General features: G+C 30.3%; 14 protein-coding genes. 7 read left to right on the forward strand and 7 right to left on the reverse strand.

The genetic code is table 11. The features are described from left to right. Positions 1 to 9: 9 nt before the first annotated feature. On the forward strand, positions 10 to 684 hold the full coding sequence (locus tag AC2FB1_RS07590; protein ID WP_490674655.1) for a response regulator transcription factor: 675 nt from the start codon (positions 10 to 12) through the stop codon (positions 682 to 684). After that, entirely contained in the window at positions 677 to 2,047 is a 1,371-nt protein-coding gene (locus AC2FB1_RS07595; RefSeq protein ID WP_490674656.1) for an ATP-binding protein, read from the forward strand. Before AC2FB1_RS07590 ends, AC2FB1_RS07595 begins: the two co-directional genes overlap by 8 nt. 49 nt (positions 2,048 to 2,096) lie before the next feature. Here the strand turns inward: AC2FB1_RS07595 and mqo are convergent, their stop codons facing one another. Then, positions 2,097 to 3,575, reverse strand: coding sequence for a malate dehydrogenase (quinone) (gene mqo / locus AC2FB1_RS07600; RefSeq protein WP_490674657.1), 1,479 nt, complete (start codon positions 3,573 to 3,575; stop codon positions 2,097 to 2,099). A gap of 311 nt (positions 3,576 to 3,886) precedes the next feature. Between mqo and AC2FB1_RS07605 the strand changes: the two genes are divergently transcribed. Further along, positions 3,887 to 5,032 carry a glycosyltransferase family 4 protein gene (locus AC2FB1_RS07605; protein WP_490674658.1) on the forward strand — a complete coding sequence of 382 codons (1,146 nt, stop codon included), beginning with the start codon at positions 3,887 to 3,889 and terminating at the stop codon, positions 5,030 to 5,032. Positions 5,033 to 5,076: 44 nt separating this feature from the next. On the opposite strand, the gene AC2FB1_RS07610 is transcribed toward AC2FB1_RS07605, so the two are convergent. Beyond that, positions 5,077 to 6,678, reverse strand: a complete 1,602-nt coding sequence (locus tag AC2FB1_RS07610; protein ID WP_002448432.1) for an L-lactate permease — start codon at positions 6,676 to 6,678, stop codon at positions 5,077 to 5,079. A gap of 368 nt (positions 6,679 to 7,046) precedes the next feature. On the opposite strand from AC2FB1_RS07610, the gene AC2FB1_RS07615 reads away from it, so the two are divergent. Continuing rightward, a complete protein-coding gene (locus AC2FB1_RS07615) occupies positions 7,047 to 8,732 on the forward strand; it encodes a CDP-glycerol glycerophosphotransferase family protein (protein ID WP_490674659.1) in 1,686 nt (561 codons plus the stop codon). Between the two features lie 55 nt (positions 8,733 to 8,787). Here AC2FB1_RS07615 and AC2FB1_RS07620 read toward each other — a convergent pair whose 3' ends face one another. Then, entirely contained in the window at positions 8,788 to 9,303 is a 516-nt protein-coding gene (locus AC2FB1_RS07620; RefSeq protein ID WP_490674660.1) for a GNAT family N-acetyltransferase, read from the reverse strand. A 173-nt stretch (positions 9,304 to 9,476) separates the two neighbouring features. Between AC2FB1_RS07620 and AC2FB1_RS07625 the strand changes: the two genes are divergently transcribed. Next, entirely contained in the window at positions 9,477 to 9,701 is a 225-nt protein-coding gene (locus AC2FB1_RS07625) for a twin-arginine translocase TatA/TatE family subunit (protein ID WP_490674661.1), read from the forward strand. Beyond that, positions 9,643 to 10,398 carry a twin-arginine translocase subunit TatC gene (gene tatC / locus AC2FB1_RS07630; protein WP_490674662.1) on the forward strand — a complete coding sequence of 252 codons (756 nt, stop codon included), beginning with the start codon at positions 9,643 to 9,645 and terminating at the stop codon, positions 10,396 to 10,398. The genes AC2FB1_RS07625 and tatC overlap by 59 nt, the downstream gene beginning before the upstream one ends. A 71-nt stretch (positions 10,399 to 10,469) precedes the next feature. Here tatC and AC2FB1_RS07635 read toward each other — a convergent pair whose 3' ends face one another. Genes AC2FB1_RS07635 through efeO form a run of 3 tightly spaced genes read right to left on the reverse strand, consistent with a single transcriptional unit; the run spans position 10,470 to position 14,258 of the window. Next, complete coding sequence (locus AC2FB1_RS07635; protein WP_490674663.1) at positions 10,470 to 12,200, reverse strand: FTR1 family iron permease; 1,731 nt, start codon at positions 12,198 to 12,200, stop codon at positions 10,470 to 10,472. Beyond that, positions 12,181 to 13,407 (reverse strand): iron uptake transporter deferrochelatase/peroxidase subunit, encoded by a 1,227-nt coding sequence (gene efeB / locus AC2FB1_RS07640; protein ID WP_490674664.1) that lies wholly within the window; start codon positions 13,405 to 13,407, stop codon positions 12,181 to 12,183. The genes AC2FB1_RS07635 and efeB overlap by 20 nt, the downstream gene beginning before the upstream one ends. Continuing rightward, a complete protein-coding gene (gene efeO, locus AC2FB1_RS07645) occupies positions 13,404 to 14,258 on the reverse strand; it encodes an iron uptake system protein EfeO (RefSeq protein WP_490674665.1) in 855 nt (284 codons plus the stop codon). The genes efeB and efeO overlap by 4 nt, the downstream gene beginning before the upstream one ends. 293 nt (positions 14,259 to 14,551) lie before the next feature. Between efeO and AC2FB1_RS07650 the strand changes: the two genes are divergently transcribed. Continuing rightward, positions 14,552 to 15,547, forward strand: coding sequence for an acrylyl-CoA reductase family protein (locus tag AC2FB1_RS07650; protein ID WP_490674666.1), 996 nt, complete (start codon positions 14,552 to 14,554; stop codon positions 15,545 to 15,547). Between the two features lie 96 nt (positions 15,548 to 15,643). Here the strand turns inward: AC2FB1_RS07650 and AC2FB1_RS07655 are convergent. Further along, positions 15,644 to 20,404 (reverse strand): DUF1542 domain-containing protein (locus tag AC2FB1_RS07655; protein WP_490674667.1); only part of this gene is annotated, 4,761 nt, incomplete at its 5' end.

A 20,404-nucleotide genomic window follows, 5' to 3' on the forward strand; every position in this document is an offset into this window, starting at 1 on the left:
CGAGTATAAATGGTAAAATGTTTAATTGTAGATGATGACTCTAAACTATTACACTATGTTTCTAAACATTTAGAAGCTGATAATATACATACCATTACCCACTCAAGTGGTGAAGGTGCTTTAAATTATCTTGATCATTATCTAGTTGATATCGCTATAGTGGATATTATGATGCCAGGAATAGATGGTTTTGCTTTATGTAAATTACTAAAAAAACACTATCAATTGCCTGTCATTATGTTAACTGCACGTGATGCATTGAGTGACAAAGAACGCGCTTTTATTAGTGGTACAGATGACTATGTAACAAAACCTTTTGAAGTTAAAGAATTATTGTTCAGAATTCGAGCTGTTTTACGTCGCTATCAAGTGAATGCACAACATGAAATTAAAATAGGCAATGTAGTTCTAAATGAAGAGTTTATGGAAGTGAGTGTCGATACTAAAAAAATATATCTGCCAACAAAAGAGTTTCAGTTACTTTTTTTACTTTGTGCACAACCAAAGCAAATTTTTACACGTGACACAATTATTGAAAAAATATGGGGGTTTGATTATGAAGGAGATGAACGAACGGTTGATGTCCATATTAAACGTTTACGTGCGCGTTTAAAAAAATTACAAGCCAATATACAAATACAGACTGTACGTGGGCAAGGTTATAAGGTGGTTACAAATGTTTAAAACTTTATATAGTCGTATCGCAATTTATGCAATAACGGTAATTATTTTTAGTGCTTTTATTAGTTTTTTTATTGCAAATACATATTATCACTTTAATCTAAAAGCAGAAAATGATGCCAAAATCATGCGCACTCTAAAAGAGGCTCGAAGTTATGAGCATATTACTTCAACAAATTCTCTAAAATCATACTTTAAACATCTTGGTCAAATGAATTATCAAATTTTGACAGTTGACCAACATGGTCATAAATCTTTTTATGGTGAACCTTTTAGAAAAGATACACTTCAATCCTCTGCTATTCAACATGTTCTTCAAGGCCACGACTATCATGGTATTAAAAATAAACCTTTCCAATTATTTGTCACTGGTTTCTTTGATAATGTTACTGACAATACTGTCGGTGTTAGATTCAATGAAGGAAAACAATCCATTGCAGTGTTTATGCGACCAGATATAGGTGAAACATTTGGCGAATTTAGAATATTTCTATTTGTATTATTATTCTTCTTGTTAATTATTTCTATTACACTTGTTATTTCGTCGACTTATTCAATTGTTAAGCCTATTAAAAGTTTAAAACATGCGACTGAACGTCTCATGAAAGGCGATTTTGAAACGCCGATACAACAGACAAGACAGGATGAAATTGGTACATTACAGCATCGCTTTAATACAATGAGACAATCGCTTAAACAATTAGACAATATGCGTCAACATTTCGTTCAAAATGTTTCACATGAAATAAAGACACCACTTACGCATATTCAACGCTTACTAACCGAATTACAAACCACAACGTCAAGTAAAGAACGTGATACATTCATAATCGAAATTCATTCTGAAATCACTCGCTTAAGTAATTTAACAAAAGAGTTATTATTATTATCTGAACTTGATAATGCAAATCATTTATCTTTTAATGAACGTATTCATCTTTCTTCAATGCTAACTGAGGTTATTCGACATGAACAATTTGCTATTGATGATAAATCTTTAATGTTATTAACTGAAATTAATGAAGTTTATTTCCAAGGAAATAGTCGTCTTTTACATCAAGCTTTTTCTAATTTGATTCAAAATGCAATTAAGTATTCAGACATAGATGGTATGATTGAAGTATCACTTACTATTGAAGGGGATTGGATTATATTTAAAGTGATGAATGAGGGAAATATTATACCTAAAGAATCACAATCACATATATTCAATCGATTTTATAAAATGAATTCTCAAGATAATAGTAACGGATTAGGTTTAGCAATTACAAAGTCAATTATTGATTTACATAAAGGATATATATCAGTAAATAGTGACTCTTATGAAGGAACCATTTTTACTGTACAATTACCAAGTAATATTTAAAACATAACAGGCTGAAACCATTGTATGATGTTTCAGCCTGCTTTATTATTTATTTTAACTTCAAATACTTATGCACTTCTTGATTAACTGCATCGTAAACGTCTTTATGTTCATTTAGTTTTAAACCAAAAGATGGAACCATTTCTTTAATTTTTGGAATCCATGTTTCAAATTCGTCTTTATAACAACGTTTTAATACGTCTAACATAATATCAACAGCTGTTGAAGCTCCTGGAGAAGCACCTAATAACGCTGCAAGAGATCCATCATCAGATGTAATAACCTCTGTACCAAATTGTAAATTTCCTTTACTATCTTCTGTATCTTTAATCACTTGAACACGTTGTCCAGCAATAATAACTTCCCAATCTTCGTTTTTAGCATTCGGTAAAAATATTCTTAAGTCATTCATCCGATCTTCATGACTAAGCATTAATTGAGAAACTAAATATTTAGTTAAATTGAATTCTTTAACTCCTGCTGTTAACATCGTTACAATATTATTTGGTTTAACAGAGCAAATTAAATCTAAATTAGATCCTGTTTTCAAAAATTTAGGTGAAAAACCTGCAAATGGACCAAATAATAGAGAACGTTCTCCATTTACAAATCTTGTATCTAAGTGTGGTACAGACATTGGCGGTGCTCCAACATCTGCTTTACCATATACTTTTGCATAGTGACGTTCAATAACGTCTTTGTTTTTACAACGTAAGAAAAGACCACTTACTGGGAAACCACCTATATGTTTAGACTGTTTAATTCCAGTTTTTTGTAGAAGTGGAAGACTTGCTCCTCCAGCGCCAATGAATACAAACTCAGATTCGAAGTTATGGATTGTATTAGACTTCAAATCTTTAACAGTCACATTCCAATGACCATTACTCAATCTTTCAATATTTTGAACTTCTTGATGATATGTAACATCTACATTGCGTTCCATTAAATTAGAAATTAATTTCTTAGTAAGTGCTCCAAAATTTACATCTGTACCAGTTTCATCACGAGATAGTGCAATAGGAACATGTGATGTTCTACCTTCTACCATTAATGGTACCCATTCAGCAATTTTATCTCGATCTTCTGTGATTTCCATTTTTTGGAATAAAATATTTTCTTTTAATGTTTTTACACGTTTTTTCAAAAAGTCTACATTTAAAATACCTTTAACAAAGCTCATATGTGGTACAGCTTGAATAAAATTACCTGGATTCTCTAATTGACCTGTTCTTACTAAGTATGTCCAGAATTGTTTAGATACTTGGAATTGTTCATTAATTTTAATCGCTTTCGTTACATCTATACTGCCATCTTTATTTTCTTTTGTATAATTCAATTCACATAAAGCTGAATGTCCTGTTCCCGCATTATTCCATACATTAGAACTCTCCTCACCTGATTGTTCTAATTTTTCAAAAATTTTAATTTCTTTTTCTGGAGATAATTCTTTCAATAATGTTCCTAATGTTGCGCTCATAATTCCGCCACCTATTAAGATGACATCTGTTTTGCTATGTTCTATACTCATAACAACCCAGTCCCCCTTTTATAATCACATCTTTAGTCAAAATACTTACGATTTTTTGAAATTTAAAACGCTTTCTTTGATTGATAAAAAAATAAATATTAATCTGACATTAAAAACGTAAATAAAATTTTAATTACTATACTAATTATATACATAATTTCTCTTTGAAAAAAGTATTTACACGAATTATTACATCATTTCGCTTCTATTTTCAAAATTATTTTGATTTTATTATAAAGCCTACAATATTTATACACTTTTTTTATTACATGCTATAATTTTTATAATATCATTAATAACGAGGTACAATCATGAAATCATTTACTTTTTTAATGCATAATATCTATGCTCTAGGTGGAACAGTTAAAGCAATTACTGAATTAGCAAACACTTTATCGGATCACGGTCACAAAGTTGAAATTATCTCTATTTTCAGAGCTAAAGATATACCTTATTTCAAACTTAATTCTTCTATTAAAATAAAACACTTAGTCGATTATAGATTAAAACCACAAAATGTCATTTCTATCCTAATGAATCGACTTAATAAATACACTCCTTTATTGAAGCCTATTTACCTTTCAAAACATGAGCCCGGTTTAAATCAATTCTCTAAATATATTGAACATAAACTTATACGTGCAATAAATAATGTAGATACCGATGTACTCATAGGCACAAGAGCAAGTTTTAATATACTTATTTCTAAATATTATCATGGACAATCAATGGTAGTAGGTATGGAACATATGAATTTAAATGCCTATTCCAAGGCGTATCAACAAGAAATCTTAGATGCTTATCAACATCTAGACGTTGTGACTACATTAACTGAAGCAGATAAACAACAATACCAAAATCTTATTGATACACCTATCTATGTGATTCCCAATATTATTCAAGCAAGAAAGTTAACCTTATCTAAACAAAATATTATTTTAAGTGCTGGACGTTTAGAATACGAAAAAGGGTATGATATTTTAATAAAAAGTATTAATATCATTAAAAATATGCTCAGACAAAAAAGGTATAAAATCGACATTTATGGTGAAGGTCAAGAACATCAAAATTTACAACAAGCTATTAATGATTACCATCTTAATGACTTAATAACCATACACCCAGCTACTCAACAGCTTAATGAAAAATTAGCTCAAAGTCGAATTACTGTCGTTCCTTCACGAAATGAAGGATTTGGAATGGTCCTTTTAGAAGCAATGGCACAAGACAATATTGTTATTAGCTTTAAAGATACATTAGGGCCTTCACAACTTATTCAACATAATAAAAATGGTTATTTAGCTGATTATACGAATGCAAAATCATTAGCAAAATATATTGATCTTGCTATCCAAAAGGGAGAACATTCAGAAAATATGATTGAAGCAAGCCATCAAACTCTTGAAAGCTATTCTCCAGATAAAATCTATAATGCTTTTTATTCTATTTTCAAATAAAAAAAGGATTGCAATTCGAAGAATTGCAATCCTTTTTATTATAACTACATAAACATTGATAAAATAAATGTCCAAATACAGATAAATATCAATAAAGCAACACTGTATTTTAATGTCATTTTAAGTAATTCTGATTCTTTACCCACTTGTTTTACAGCTGCTGTTGCAATCGCAATTGATTGTGGAGATATAAGTTTTGCAGCCACACCACCAACAGTATTCGCTCCAACAAGTAACGGTGCACTTGTACCAATTTGTTGGGCAACTGAAGCTTGAATTGGTGCGAATAATGAGTTGTTATTTACAACAGAACCAGTCATGAACACACCAATCCATCCTAAGATTGGAGATAAAATTGGGAACACGCCGCCTGCTTTTGCGATACCTTGACCCATTGCAGCACTTAAACCACCATATGTAGTGATTTTAGAAATTGCTAAAATGAAACAAATAGTTAAAATTGGTAACCATAGTTCTTTGAATGCTTCTACGAACAAACGTCCTGCATCACCGAAATTAACTTTTTTAGACATTAAAACTGTAATAATAATTGTAAGTAAAATGGCTGTACCAGTTTGACCAATAAAATTAAAACTTAATGTAATAGGTTTATGTGCTACATCACTGTATGTTCCTGGTAAATTAAAGTTAAATACCAATGCTGATAAAGGACCATTTGGTGCAAATAAGTTTTTAAAGAATGTTGCACTCCAAATCATTACAATTACAGTTAAGATAATGAATGGGCTCCATGCATATAAAATTTCTTTACCACTATGTGGAGTAACTGCTTCTGGTTTAACATCTTTTTGTATTCTAAAAATATTTTTAGGTTGGAATTTTTTAGAGAATACTGCTAACACACCCATAGTCACTAATGGTGGAATGATGTCAGCTAATTCTGGACCAACAAATACTGTAATTAAGCCTTGTAATACTGTATAAGTAATTGAAGCTACTAAAATTTGTGGTAATGTTTCCTTAATACCTTTAAAACCATCAATAATAAAGATTAATAAGAATGGAATAATAAAGTTAATAATTGCTAAAGTAAGTGTAGACACTTGAGACACGCTCATTGCTTCAACATGTCCTGGTAAATGAAGTGTATTCACAATACCAACTGGAATACCAATTGCACCGAATGCACCTGAAGCAGCGTTGGCAATTAAACATAACATTGCTGCTTGTAAAGGTTTAAAACCTAGTTGTGCAAGTAATAATGCACAAATTGCGATTGGCACACCGAAACCTGCAGCACCTTCTAAGAAGCCATTAAAAGCAAAACCAATTAATAATAATTGAATACGTTGGTCTTGTGAAATGCTCATAATGCTATCTTGAATTGTACTAAATTGACCAGATTCTTGAGTCGTTTTATATAATAAAACGGCCATAATAACGATATAACCAATTGGGATAATACCTTGATAAAATCCTTCTATTACACCACCTGTAGCAATACCACCAGGTAATTTAAAGAATGGCAATGCAATAAGTAAAGTAACTACTAAAGTAGTGATTGCTGCATAAATCCCTTTCATTTTAAACACAGTTAAACATAACAAGAATAAAATGATTGGAATTGCTGCAATTAAACTAGATAACGCTAAGTTACCAAAAGGGTTAAAAGAATGTACTAACATAATTTAAACGCTTCTTTCCTTAATATTTTATTGTGCTAATGAATCATCTAGCTAAACAACTATAAATTCACCTTCATAATTTTAACAGGTATTCACAAAAATTAACATATTGTATTCAAGTTAAGACTAAAAAAAGTACATTTTTATTTTTGTGAATAATTTCACAAAAATAATATAACATTTTTTATTACAAATGACAATACTACGAGGTGGTTTTATATATAAATTATTAAAATTAAATTTGAATGTTTCAACCTTTAAATATTTTTCACTTATCAGTTCACTTCATCATTAACGTAGATATGAATTTTTTGAAAGCGCATGGTAAAATAATAATATGAAATTTAGGAGTTAAAGGATAATGCATAATGATTAAACAAATAAATATATCTAATATGACACATCTAGATATACAACTTAATAAAGCAAAATCAGCAGGATATTCACATTTTATTCCCTATTCTAATGAAATAAAAATTAATCAAGACATGCTTAATGCTGTTCCGTTAGGTGAACACTCTATTGTTGTTGACTATACAATTCATGGTGTTTATCTTAATGATTGCCGTTACTTTGGGGATGATAAATTAAGTTTTCTCACTTGGATGAACAATATTAATCATTATCCAAATGTAATTTATGATATTGATACTGCGTTGACTTATCTTTCAAAATATGAAATACAATCTATTATGGATTTAGCAGTCGTCACTATTTTAAAAGATGAAATAGATATAGATGGACATGTTGTTTTTGATTTTACTGAGGAGTTACAGACATCTAGTTTGTTTTGGAAATCATTAGATACAAGAGAAATTAAAATTGCTAATCATTTTAATTTAAATAAACTTGCTTATATCCATGGCCATTCGATTCCGTTTCCTAAATATAAGCAACCATTAACTGACGAAACGCTTCGTTTTGCTGATAGTTGGCTTGTAACAACTAAATTTAAAATGCCCAGATGGATGTACAATAAAATGCACCAACGTGCGATTCAAAATCATAGAAAACTAAGTTATATCTATTCTAAAGATACATCTAAAGTGAAAAATCATGTCGTATTTTTAGGTTTTGATTATGGCTATAGAGGTAACTCTAAATATCTTTTTAATTACTTTGTAAAACGAAATCCAACAACAGAATCTTATTACATTACTGACGACAGACGTGGACCTTATTTTCTCCCCACTGATGCGGAACATAATAAAGAACTTATTGAAACTGCAAAAATCGTAGTTATTGAAAGCTATATGCCTGAAACGTATCAACCTAATGGCACAGTCATTCAATTATGGCATGGTACGCCTATTAAAGAATTATTTTTAGATAGTAAAGAACCATATCAAAATCAAAATATCTATAATTATAGAGCGAGAAAATATAATAAATGGAAACATCAATCATATTTTTTATTAGATTCAAAAGCTTCAGAAGGTTTATTTGAAACTGCTTTTCCTAATGAAACGATTCAATTTCTTCCATTTGGCTATCCAAGAGTCAGTTATTTACTACATTATAAAGACAATCAAAATCAGCATAGAAAAATACGCGAAAAATTAAGACTCGATCATACAAAACCTATTTTATTATATGCTCCAACATGGCATAAAAATGCAGAATCATTTACACCTTTAACGATGACGCCAGAATTATTAGAAAAATACTATGTAATATACAAAGGACACGTTGAAGATGACGATACTATACCAGAAGGTGTCATTGAAGCTCCTACTGATATAGAAACGCAAGACTTAATCTTAATATCAGACACTGTACTTACTGATTATTCTTCTATAATTTTTGATGCACTAACTATTGATAAAAAAGTGTGTTTATATACTCCTAATCATAAAGAATATATAGAAGAACGTGGTGTCTATATTGACGTAATGGACAGTTTATCAAAAGTGTGGTATACAAATGAAGAATTATTACTAAATCATTTAATTCATGATACTATTCCTATCATTCAACAACATGCACTTATAAATCGTAAAAATCACTCTCTAAAAAAATTGACTCAACTTATGAGAGATATTTTAGATAAATAATAAAACGCTAAGAGGACAACCTTTACTTGTTCTCTTAGCGTTTTATTATTTAATGTTAAATTTCTTTTTCCATGATGTAATCAGTATCTACCACATCACCATTAATAAAGTCATGTTGTCCTGTAATTTCAAAGCCTTGCTTTTTATAAAAGTCAATGGCAGAAAGATTATTTTCCCAAACGCCTAACCATATTTTTGATTTATTATATTCTTTTGCTTTATCAATAGCTAATTGAATAAATTGACTTCCTCTTCCTCCACCTTGGTAATCCTTATCAAAATAAATACGTTGAATTTCTAAATATTGATCCCCTTTTGGTTCAGTTTGCGTTTGATTAATATTTAATTTTAAATAACCAGCAATCTCGCCTTCTACCTTATAAAAATAATGGAAAGATTGATGATGTTCGATTTCTGATAATAACTTCGTTTCTTTATAGTTTTCTTTAAAAAACTTTTTAAAATTTTCATCTGTGTAACTACCTTTAAAAGTATCGTAAAACGTTTTTTCTGCAATTTTTCTTAATTCACTTACATTATCTTTTTTTATTTCTTCAATATATTCTTTCATATCTTCCCTCTTTTATTGTATTCATTTTTCAAAACTAGATAATACCTTATTCCTTATCTCACATCTTTCAAGCGCCACATTAAATTATTTTTTTATAAATTAAAATATATATTGATAATAATTATCAATAAGTATAAAGTAAAGATAGATTATTTTATAGTGAGGTGTTCAAGATGTTTCAAGGTTTTTTTATATTAGGCATTGCTGGACCTACCAGTTTAGTCATTATTAGTATTGTTGCATTAATTATTTTTGGTCCTAAAAAATTGCCACAATTTGGTAAAGCGATTGGAAGTACTTTAAGAGAATTTAAGTCTGCAGCTGAACATATTGATTCAGATGAGGTCGAGGAAACACCCAGTAAACATTCTAAACAACAACGAGACAAGTCAAACTAGTTCGACCTTATTTGAACATTTTGAAGAATTAAGACGACGTTTAACTAAAATACTTATTTCATTTTTAGTTACTTCACTCTTAGTATATATATCATCTAAATGGTGGATCACAACTTTTGTTTATCATATTAAACATACTCAAGTTGTTTTACATACTTTTTCATTCACTGAAATGATTCAAATCTATATATTAATCATTAGTTTTGTAGCTCTATGCTTTACTCTTCCTATTATTTTTTATCAATTATGGGCTTTTATTTCACCAGGACTTCATCGACGTGAACGTTTGTTTATTTATAAATATAGTATCTTATGTACTGTGTTATTTTTCCTTGGTGTCGGATTTGCCTATATCATCGGATTTCCATTAATTATAAAATTCTCATTAACATTATCAAAAATAATGTATATTCAACCGATGATTGGTTTTAATGCTTATTTACATGAGTTAATTAGATGGTTATTCATATTTGGTATCGTTTTTCAATTACCTGTGGTATGTATAGGACTAGTTAAAATAGATTTGATAGACATTAAACAATTACATCAATATCGTAAATATATTTATTTTACTTGTTTCATTATTGCTAGTATTCTAGCACCACCTGACATCACTTTGAATCTATTTTTAACTTTGCCACTAATTATTTTATTTGAACTAAGCCTTCTTTTAGCTAAAATAACTACTAGACATTAATGAATTTGTATTTAAATACAAAAGTCTCAAATGAGTTATTTAATCGACTCACATGAGACTTTATTTTTAACTTAAATATGCTGTTTTTCTTTAGTATTTTTTAAAATAAAATAGGCAATTAAAATTATATAAATCAATTGTATACTTATCGTTTCAATACTTGGATAAAAACCAATGATATTAAGTGTTGGTAAATGCTCAATACTATGTTGCGTTAACGTTCCAAGTAATTGTAATTTTTGAATACTAATTCCTAACATTTTAAATGCCATGATAAATATTAAAATAGAAAGTACTCTAAAAATGAAATATATAGGTATCAATCGTACAATAAGTTTAAATAATAATGTAAACATTATTAAAATAACAATAGCTAGTATAATTCCAATAACAAAATCTAATGTTTTTATACTTCCCATCATTCCCATATAAAAGATAATGACTTCTACACCTTCTCGCAAAACTGATATCAATCCAATTGCGCCTAGTAATGTTAAGTTTCGATTACTAATTGCATGTTGATACATATGTTGAATCATGTCATTCCATCGCTTAGCGTTTGAACGTCTATGCATCCATATACCAACAATATACATTAAAACAACTGCTATTATTCCAAGTGCCGCTTCCATGCCTTCTCGTAATAATCCATTATTTCCTAGTACTTGAATAAAAACAAGTGCTAAGGCAAGACTTAAAATCAATCCTAAAATAGCGCCACCGATGACACTTGCTGTACCTTTAGTATCTCTAACTTTTCTTGTCATAGTTGTTAAAGTCAAAATGATTAATAATACTTCTAATCCTTCACGTAAAAAGATAATCATTACATCGATGTATGAATATCCTTCTTCATTTACAGTATCTTTAATTTCAGAATTTATTTTTATTAATCCTTCTTTAATTAGATCCTTATTACTATTATCTAAAATACTTTGATAATATGGAATTTTATCTTCAATTTTTGTATATAAACTACTATTTTTAGTTTGAATTTCACCTTCAACATAAGGCCATATTTGTATAAATTTAGACAACGCTTCATCTGATTGCTTTAACTGATGACTCTCGATACCCTTGATTGCTTTTTCTAATTCAATATTAAGTTGAGTGACTTTATATTGATTTTTTTCGGTACTTGCTTGTTTTTTATCAACTGTATCAATACTTGTTTTAAATGTATTCCAAGCATTATCTACTTTTTTTATGTCTAATGGCTCTTTTTGAATAGCTACACGCAGTTGCATTAAGTACACTTCTATTTGTCCATACTTATTCTCATCATAATTTCTGACAGACGTTTCATGACTTTTCCAAATTTGATTTATCATATTATTTATAGACTGTAATTTTGAAATATCTCTATTTTTTATCGCTTCTTGAATCAAATTATCTTTTGCGTCAATTTGTTTTTTTAAATTTTTAATATCTTTATCAATATCATCAGTCGCTACAGAACTTTCATAAACAATGAGAGATTTTGTTAACTCTGATAACGAATCTACTTGTTTATTAGTAGTCGTTGCTTGGCCAATCTCTTGAAGTTTTGCTTTAACATCTTTTCCTTCTCTATTTTCTTTAATATTTAAAGATGTTATCTTATGTTTTACTTCATTTAACACGTTTTGTTTTTCATTACGATTTAATTGCTTGTGTTCTAACATCGATTTCGCATCAGAGATAGCTACATATACATCACTTAATTGACTATCATTTGCAATACTAACTGAAGTAAATGAAAAAAAACGTGTAATGACGATTAAGAGAGTGACTAGTGATATCTTAACTAAATAGTGTCTCACCTATATAGCCCCCCTTTTGTACCCCTGGTAATACAAGAAATGATGCGGAACCACGATGTGTGATATATTCATTTAATTTATCGTTATGACCTAAATTATTTTGAATATCGATAAACTGTTGAATAGATTTTTGGAAACAAATAAACATGAGTCCAGTATCTAAGTCGCCTGTTTTATTATTTGTACCATCATTATAATTATAGGCTCTACGTTTAATAGAAGTTTGTACTTCTCGAGCTAAACGCGTATGCGCATTCTCATCTATAACATACTCACCCTTATTATTTTTAGCATTTAAATCAATATTATCGAACTCTTTCTTTCCTGTTAAAGGTGCGCCTGTAGAACGTTTACGACCAAATGTTGCTTCTTGCTCTTCTAATGCAGTACGATCCCAGGTCTCAATGTGAATTTGGATTCGTCTTATAATGCAATACGTTCCGTTTTCAGCCCAACCATTATCTATAAATACATATTTTTTCAAATCATTATTTTTCCGTGGGTTAACTGTTCCATCTTTAAATGCCATCAAATTTCTTGGTGTTTCATTTTTTTTAGCAGAAATAAAACCATGTTGTGACCAACGAATTTTAATAATATCTCTAAAAGGTCTTATTAAGTTATGTATAGCGTGGAAAGTGACTTGAGGATCATTCGAACATGCTTGAATCATAATATCTCCATCGCTATACTCTTTATCTAATTGATCATTAGGAAAATGAGGTATTTCTTTAAAGTCAGATGGAATTTTAGATGATAATTCTATTTTTTTCAAAAAAGACTTGCTAACGCCATATGTTAAAGTAAGTTTGTTAGCATCTAATCCTAATGATTCACCTGTGTCTACTGGTGGTAATAGCGTATTGGTAGTGTTTTTTCCGATAGTAGCGCCGTCTGTCATATTAATAGACATCTGAGTCCATTTTTTAAACATATCTTTAATTAATTTTTGATTCTTCGACTTCAAATCTAATGCAATGAAGATACAATTTTTTTGAGTTGGTGTGGTAATACCAGCTTGGATACGTCCATAAAATTCATATGCATCATTTTCTTCACTTTCAGGGGTATCAAACATAGATTTAAACGAAAAGATACTCCCCATACTACTTGCTCCTATAACAGCACCAGCACTTCCTACTCCAAGTAATTTTAAAAATGATCGTCTAGTCATTTGGGTAGAGTTTTTTTGATTGATATTACTCATTCTGTAATCACAGCCATTTTACTTAATGGTTCTCCGAGTGAGTTAACTGCATCTGATAAAGCTTTTCTATCTTCTTTAGTTACTGCACTATAATCTTTATAACCATCATGTTCTTTATATTTATCAAGTAATTGATTTACTTTATTAAAATTATCCTCAATTTTAGAACTCAAGTTTTTGTCTTTATTTTCTATTTCTGGTTTAAATAATTCATAAATTTTTTGAGCACCTTCGATATTTGCTTTAAAATCATATAAATCTGTGTGAGAGTATATTTCTTCTTCTCCAGTAATCTTTGATGTAGAAACTTCATTTAATAAATCCACTGATCCTTGTAGCATTAACTTAGGTGTAATATCTAATGTATCCACTTTAGCATCTAATTCTTTAGCATCTTTTAATAATTGATCAGCGTCCTTCTTAGTCATTTCATCTATTTTATTCTCTTGATAAAGAGATTTTTCAATTTTATGGTACCCTGTCCATTTGTCTTCTTTTTTCTCTTCTTTCATATCTGCTAGACGAGCATCTATTTTAGGATCTAAATCTCCAAATGCTTCGGCTACAGGTTCAGAACGTTCATAAAACATACGTACTTTAGGATACAAAGATTTCGCTTTTTCAATATCATCTGCTTTTATTGCAGATACAAATTCTTCAGTTCCTTTTAAAAACTGATCTAATTGTTCATTTGTATATTTTTTATATTCTTTAGTTGCTTTTTGTAATGCTACTTTATTATTATTTGTAGACCCTTTTGAAGTCTTGTCATTAGCATTATCGTGATTATTATGACCACATGCTGTTAATAGTAGTGATGATGTTAGTAAAATAGTTGATAATTTCTTCATAATAAATTCACCTCATTAAAATTTAGTGATTACCTTTTGATGTTAAATATTTTAAAATTACAGTTTTATATCTATGTCAACATGAACATTATCAAATGATAATCATTATCAATAAGATTATATATTTATACTATTTCACTGTCAATATAATTATTTTATTATTAAAATATACGCTATTTTATTTTTATTTTATATAAAAATTTTAGCTTAATGACACGTTCAAAATATGGTATGGTTATTTAAGATATGCAATTAACATCTAATTTTTTATTTTATTTAAGGAGTACGATTTTATGAGTGTAAATTTCAAAGCGTTTATGGTTGAAAAGGATAATGATGGCACTGTCACAAGTGATTTTAACGACTTATCAATCAATGACTTACCTGAGGGTGAAGTTTTAATAAAAGTTCATTATTCTGGTATCAATTATAAAGATGCCTTAGCCACTGTTAAAGACAGCGGAGTACTTAAATCATACCCAATGATTCCTGGAATTGATTTAGCAGGTACAGTAGTAGAATCTGATGATCCTACAATTGAAAAAGGTGAAGAAGTTATTATTACTGGCTATGATTTAGGTGTTAATCATTTCGGCGGATTCAGTGAATATGCTCGTGTTAAATCAGATTGGATTGTTAAATGTCCTGAAAATTTAACACTTGAAGAAGCAATGATTTATGGGACTGCTGGTTACACAGCTGGTTTAGCAATAGAAAAGTTAGAAAAAGCAAACTTTATGACGCTTGAAGGCGATAAAGTACTTGTACGTGGTGCTTCTGGCGGTGTTGGATCTTTAGCTGTAATGATGTTAAATGAACTTGGCTATAAAGTTGTGGCAAGTACTGGAAATAAAAAAGCTACAGATAAATTAAAAGAATTAGGGGCAAGAGAAGTAATCGATCGTATTTCTGAAGATAGTGATGAAATATTAGGAAAAAGAACTTGGCAAGCTGCTATTGATCCTTGTGGTGGACCTGGAACACCTTATATAGCAAAGCACCTAACAAACGGCGGTGGTGTTGCATTAATTGGTATGACTGGGGGTAATCACTTTGAAACTTCAGTATTTCCATTTATTCTTCGCGGTGTAAGTGTAGTGGGACTTGATTCAGTTATGACACCAATGAAATTACGCCAACGCGTATGGAGAAGATTAGCCACTGATTTAAAATCTGATAAATTACATGAAATTAAAAATACAATTGCTTTTAAAGATTTAAAATCTTCAATTAAAACAGTACTTAATCACGAGAATGCTGGAAGAATTATTATAGACTTTGAAGCATAATTACTATTTATTCACTAATAAAGAGCAAGAAACCCCCTATTTACAGTGGTTTCCTGCTCTTTATTTTTAAAGATAATAAGTTATAACTCTTTTATATTATCCTTTTTTCTTATTTTTTTTGTGCTTTGTTTTACGATTTTTTAATACTAATCCTAGACCAACTAATAGTGTCATTAATTCAATCTCCAATTGAATAGATGGACTTTCTGAACCTGTATCAGGTAATCTATACGATTTAGATAAATGATTATTATTAGAATGAACATTGTCATTATTAACATTTAAATGATTTAGATTATTTTCTTTATTATTTTGATTTAAGATACTTGCAATTTTATCAATATCAAGCATATTTAATTTGTCTATTAATCCTTGGATAATTGAACCAATATCATCAATATGTGATTTATCAATTTCATCTAATGTATCACGTCTAAGTTTTTCTAGATAATCAATTAATTTAGCTTTTTGTTCATCTGTTAAATCTTTACGTTCTTTAATTTCTTTAATTTTATTATTAATTAACGCATTAGTAATTTCTTTTGCTACAATTTTCGCTATATTATCTTTGCTCTCTTTAAGTTTATGGCTAATTTCATTGATATCATTTGCATTATCAATGTTTTCAAGCGCTTTTTGTAAAGCCTTATCTATTTCAGCTATTGCTTTTTGTTTCTGAGCATCAGTTAAGTTAGGATTGTTTAGAATTTCTTGACGTTTTTTATTAGCAAAATCAATAATTTCTTGTTTAGCCAAAATTTTAGTATCAATTAATGCTTTTAATTTATCGATTTCTTTCTGAGTATTACCTTTAATTTTATTAAGGTCTGTTAATGTAGTTGCATTATTAATCTGACCCTTTGCGTTTTCAAGAAGATGCTCTAATTTAGATTTAAGTTTTTCTTTATCTTCTTTAGAAAGGTTAGGATTATTGTCAATTTCATCTTTCAATCGGTTAACTTCATTTTCTAACTCTTCTAAAGCTTTTTGTTTAGCTAATTCAACTTGATGTTTTCCATCTAAATCATCTTTTGCTTTTTTAATATCTTGAATTAATTTATTAATTTCTTCAAGTGATGCATTTGTGCCAATACCTTTATTTATTAAATCTTCAGCTTTTTTAATAAGTTCATCGTAAGCGGATTTTTTATCTGGTGAAGCTTCTGAATAATTAACAGAATGCTTGATATCTAAATTATCAGCTATTTCATCAATTAAATGTTTCATAGCTTTATCCACTTCTTTAGCTTTATTAATAATTGCATCTAAATTATCACGTGAATTTTCATTATCTATCATATTGTTAAACGCATCTTTTTGCGCATTGTTCAAATGTTCTAAGCTTTCAAGTATATGTTTAACATTACTTTTAGTATTTTGTAATTTTTCTACACCATTTAAATTATTTTTAGCATCAATTATCTTATCTTTAAGTTGATTTATCACGCTAGGATCAATAATAGGATTTTTTGCATCATTAATTAGTTTTTCAGCTTCTTTTAAAGCATTATCATAGGCATCTTTTTTATCTTTATCTCCATCAGTATAATTTATACTTGCTTTGACTTTATCTTTTTCAGCGATGTTTTCTTTTAATTGTTTCATCGCATCATTTAATAAATCAGTATTATGTTTAATATTTTCTAATTCATCAGAAGTTGTAGAAGCTTTTGTCTTTTCTATTAATTTATCCTTCTGAGCATCTGTTAAATCAGTTTGTTGTTTAATTTTTTTAATGATAACATCATAATCTAATATTAGGGCATGTTTAGCTTGTTCAAGTTCATCTTTAGCACGTTTCACATTTTCGATAGTTTTATTAATTTCATCAACTGTTGAAGTTGGATCATCAATAACTTTTTGTGCATTAGCTAATGTTTCTTTTGCTTGACTTAATTTATTTCTATAATTTTCGACAGAATCACTAGTCATATTTTTAGTTTCAGGTACCTGATTAATGCTTGTTTCTAAATCATTTTTAGCATTATTCAATAAAGTTTTGTCTGGAACTAAATCATATTTAGCTTGTTTTAATGCAACTGTAGATTCCTTTACTTTAGCTATTGCTTGCGCAATTTCCTCAGATGTTGCATCGTCATTTTCAATCACTTTTTGTGCATCTCTACTTACTTGTTCTGCCTCTGCTTTCTTAGCTTTATAATTATTCGAAGTTGCTTCTGTCATTCCTGGTGTTGGATCTTGTTCAGCCGTTGCTTCATCAAGTTTATATTTTGCTTCAATTAATTCACTATTATTTTCTTTGTCGTGAAGTAAGTTAATCGCTTCAGTAAGTTTTGGTAAGACTGCTTTCACTTTGTCTAATGCTTCTTTCACTTCTGCTGGTGTTGCTTTTTCTTTATTTAACACTTCTTGTGCTTTTGCTTTGGCTTCTTCAATTTCACTTTGTATTCTTCCTAGAGCTTCATTATAAGCAGTGATACTTGCTGGTGTCTTACCTTCGGTAGTTCCTCGTTGATCTAATTCTGGAAGTTTATGTTGTAATTCTGTTTTATCTGCTCTTAAATCTTCTTTCGCTTGATTTAATGCTGTTAATGCTTCTTCTACTTTTGCTTTCTCATCTCTAATTTCTTCAGCTGTCGCATCACCATTGTCAATCACTCTTTGGGCTTCTGAACTAATTCGTTCTGCTTCTGCTTTCTTCGCTCTATAGTTATCAGCTGTTGCTGGTGTCATTCCTGGTGTCGGATCTTGTTCTGCTATTGCTTCATCAAGTTGACGTTTCGCTTCAACTAATTCACTATTATTTTCTTTATCGTGAAGTAAACTAATGGCATTGTCTAACTTTGGTTGTACCTCATCTATTTTTGCGATAGCCGCTGTCACTTGGGCTGGTGTCGCATGATCATCGTTGATGACTCTATCTGCTTCTGTTTTCGCTGCTTCAAGTTCATCATGAATTTTAGCCATTTCATTATTATATGCAGTCACACTGGCTGGTGTTTTACCTTCGGTAACTCCTACATGATTTAATCCTGGGCGTTTTTGTTCTAGCACTGACTTATCTGCTTTTAATGCATTTTTTGCTTCAGTTAATTGAGTTAATGCTTCTTCTACTTTTGCTTTCTCATCTCTGATTTCTTCAGCTGTCGCATCACCGTTGTCAATCACACCTTGAGCTTCTGAACTAATTCGCTCTGCTTCTGCTTTCTTCGCTCTATAGTTATCAGCTGTTGCTGGTGTCATTCCTGGTGTTGGATCTTGTTGAGCCGTTGCTTCATCAAGTTGACGTTTCGCTTCAATTAATTCATTATTATTTTCTTTATCGTGAAGTAAGTTAATCGCTTCAGTAAGTTTTGGTAAGACTGCTTTCACTTTGTCTAATGCTTCTTTCACTTCTGCTGGTGTTGCTTTTTCTTTATTTAACACTTCTTGTGCTTTTGCTTTGGCTTCTTCAATTTCACTTTGTATTCTTCCTAGAGCTTCATTATAAGCAGTGATACTTGCTGGTGTCTTACCTTCGGTAGTTCCTCGTTGATCTAATTCTGGAAGTTTATGTTGTAATTCTGTTTTATCTGCTCTTAAATCTTCTTTCGCTTGATTTAATACTGTTAATGCTTCTTCTACTTTTGCTTTCTCATCTCTGATTTCTTCAGCTGTCGCATCACCATTGTCAATCACGCTTTGAGCTTCTGAACTAATTCGCTCTGCTTCTGCTTTCTTCGCTTTGTAATTATTTGCAGTTACTTCTGTCATTCCTGGTGTTGGATCTTGTTGAGCCGTTGCTTCATCAAGTTGACGTTTCGCTTCAACTAATTCACTATTATTTTCTTTGTCGTGAAGTAAACTAATGGCATTGTCTAACTTTGGTTGTACTGCATCTATTTTTGCAATAGCCGCTGTCACTTGGGCTGGTGTCGCATTGTCATCATGAATCACTCTATCTGCTTCTGTTTTCGCTGCTTCAAGTTCATCATGAAGTTTAGCCATTTCATTATTGTATGCAGTCACGCTCGCTGGTGTTTTACCTTCGGTAACTCCTACATGATTTAATCCTGGGCGTTTTTGTTCTAACACTGACTTATCTGCTTTTAATGCATTTTTTGCTTCAGTTAAACGAGTTAATGCTTCTTCTACTTTTGCTTTCTCATCTCTGATTTCTTCAGCTGTCGCATCACCGTTGTCAATCACGCTTTGGGATTCTGAACTAATTCGTTCTGCTTCTGCTTTCTTCGCTCTATAGTTATCAGCTGTTGCTGGTGTCATTCCTGGCGTTGGATCTTGTTGAGCTGTTGCTTCATCAAGTTGACGTTTCGCTTCAACTAACTCACTATTATTTTCTTTGTCATGCAGTAAACTAATGGCATTGTCTAACTTAGGTTGTACTGCATCTATTTTTGCAATAGCCGCTGTCACTTGGGCTGGTGTCGCGTTATCATCGTTGATGACTCTATCTGCTTCTGTTTTCGCTGCTTCAAGTTCATCATGAATTTTAGTCATTTCATTATTATATGCAGTCACACTGGCTGGTGTTTTACCTTCGGTAACTCCTACATGATTTAATCCTGGGCGTTTTTGTTCTAACACTGACTTATCTGCTTTTAATGCATTTTTTGCTTCAGTTAAACGAGTTAATGCTTCTTCTACTTTTGCTTTCTCATCTCTAATTTCTTCAGCTGTCGCATCACCATTGTCAATCACGCTTTGAGCTTCTGAACTAATTCGTTCTGCTTCTGCTTTCTTCGCTCTATAGTTATCAGCTGTTGCTGGTGTCATTCCTGGTGTCGGATCTTGTTCTGCTATTGCTTCATCAAGTTGACGTTTCGCTTCAACTAATTCACTATTATTTTCTTTATCGTGAAGTAAACTAATGGCATTGTCTAACTTTGGTTGTACCTC

Source organism: Staphylococcus sp. CoH_129_LAB_1, assembly GCF_058191515.1.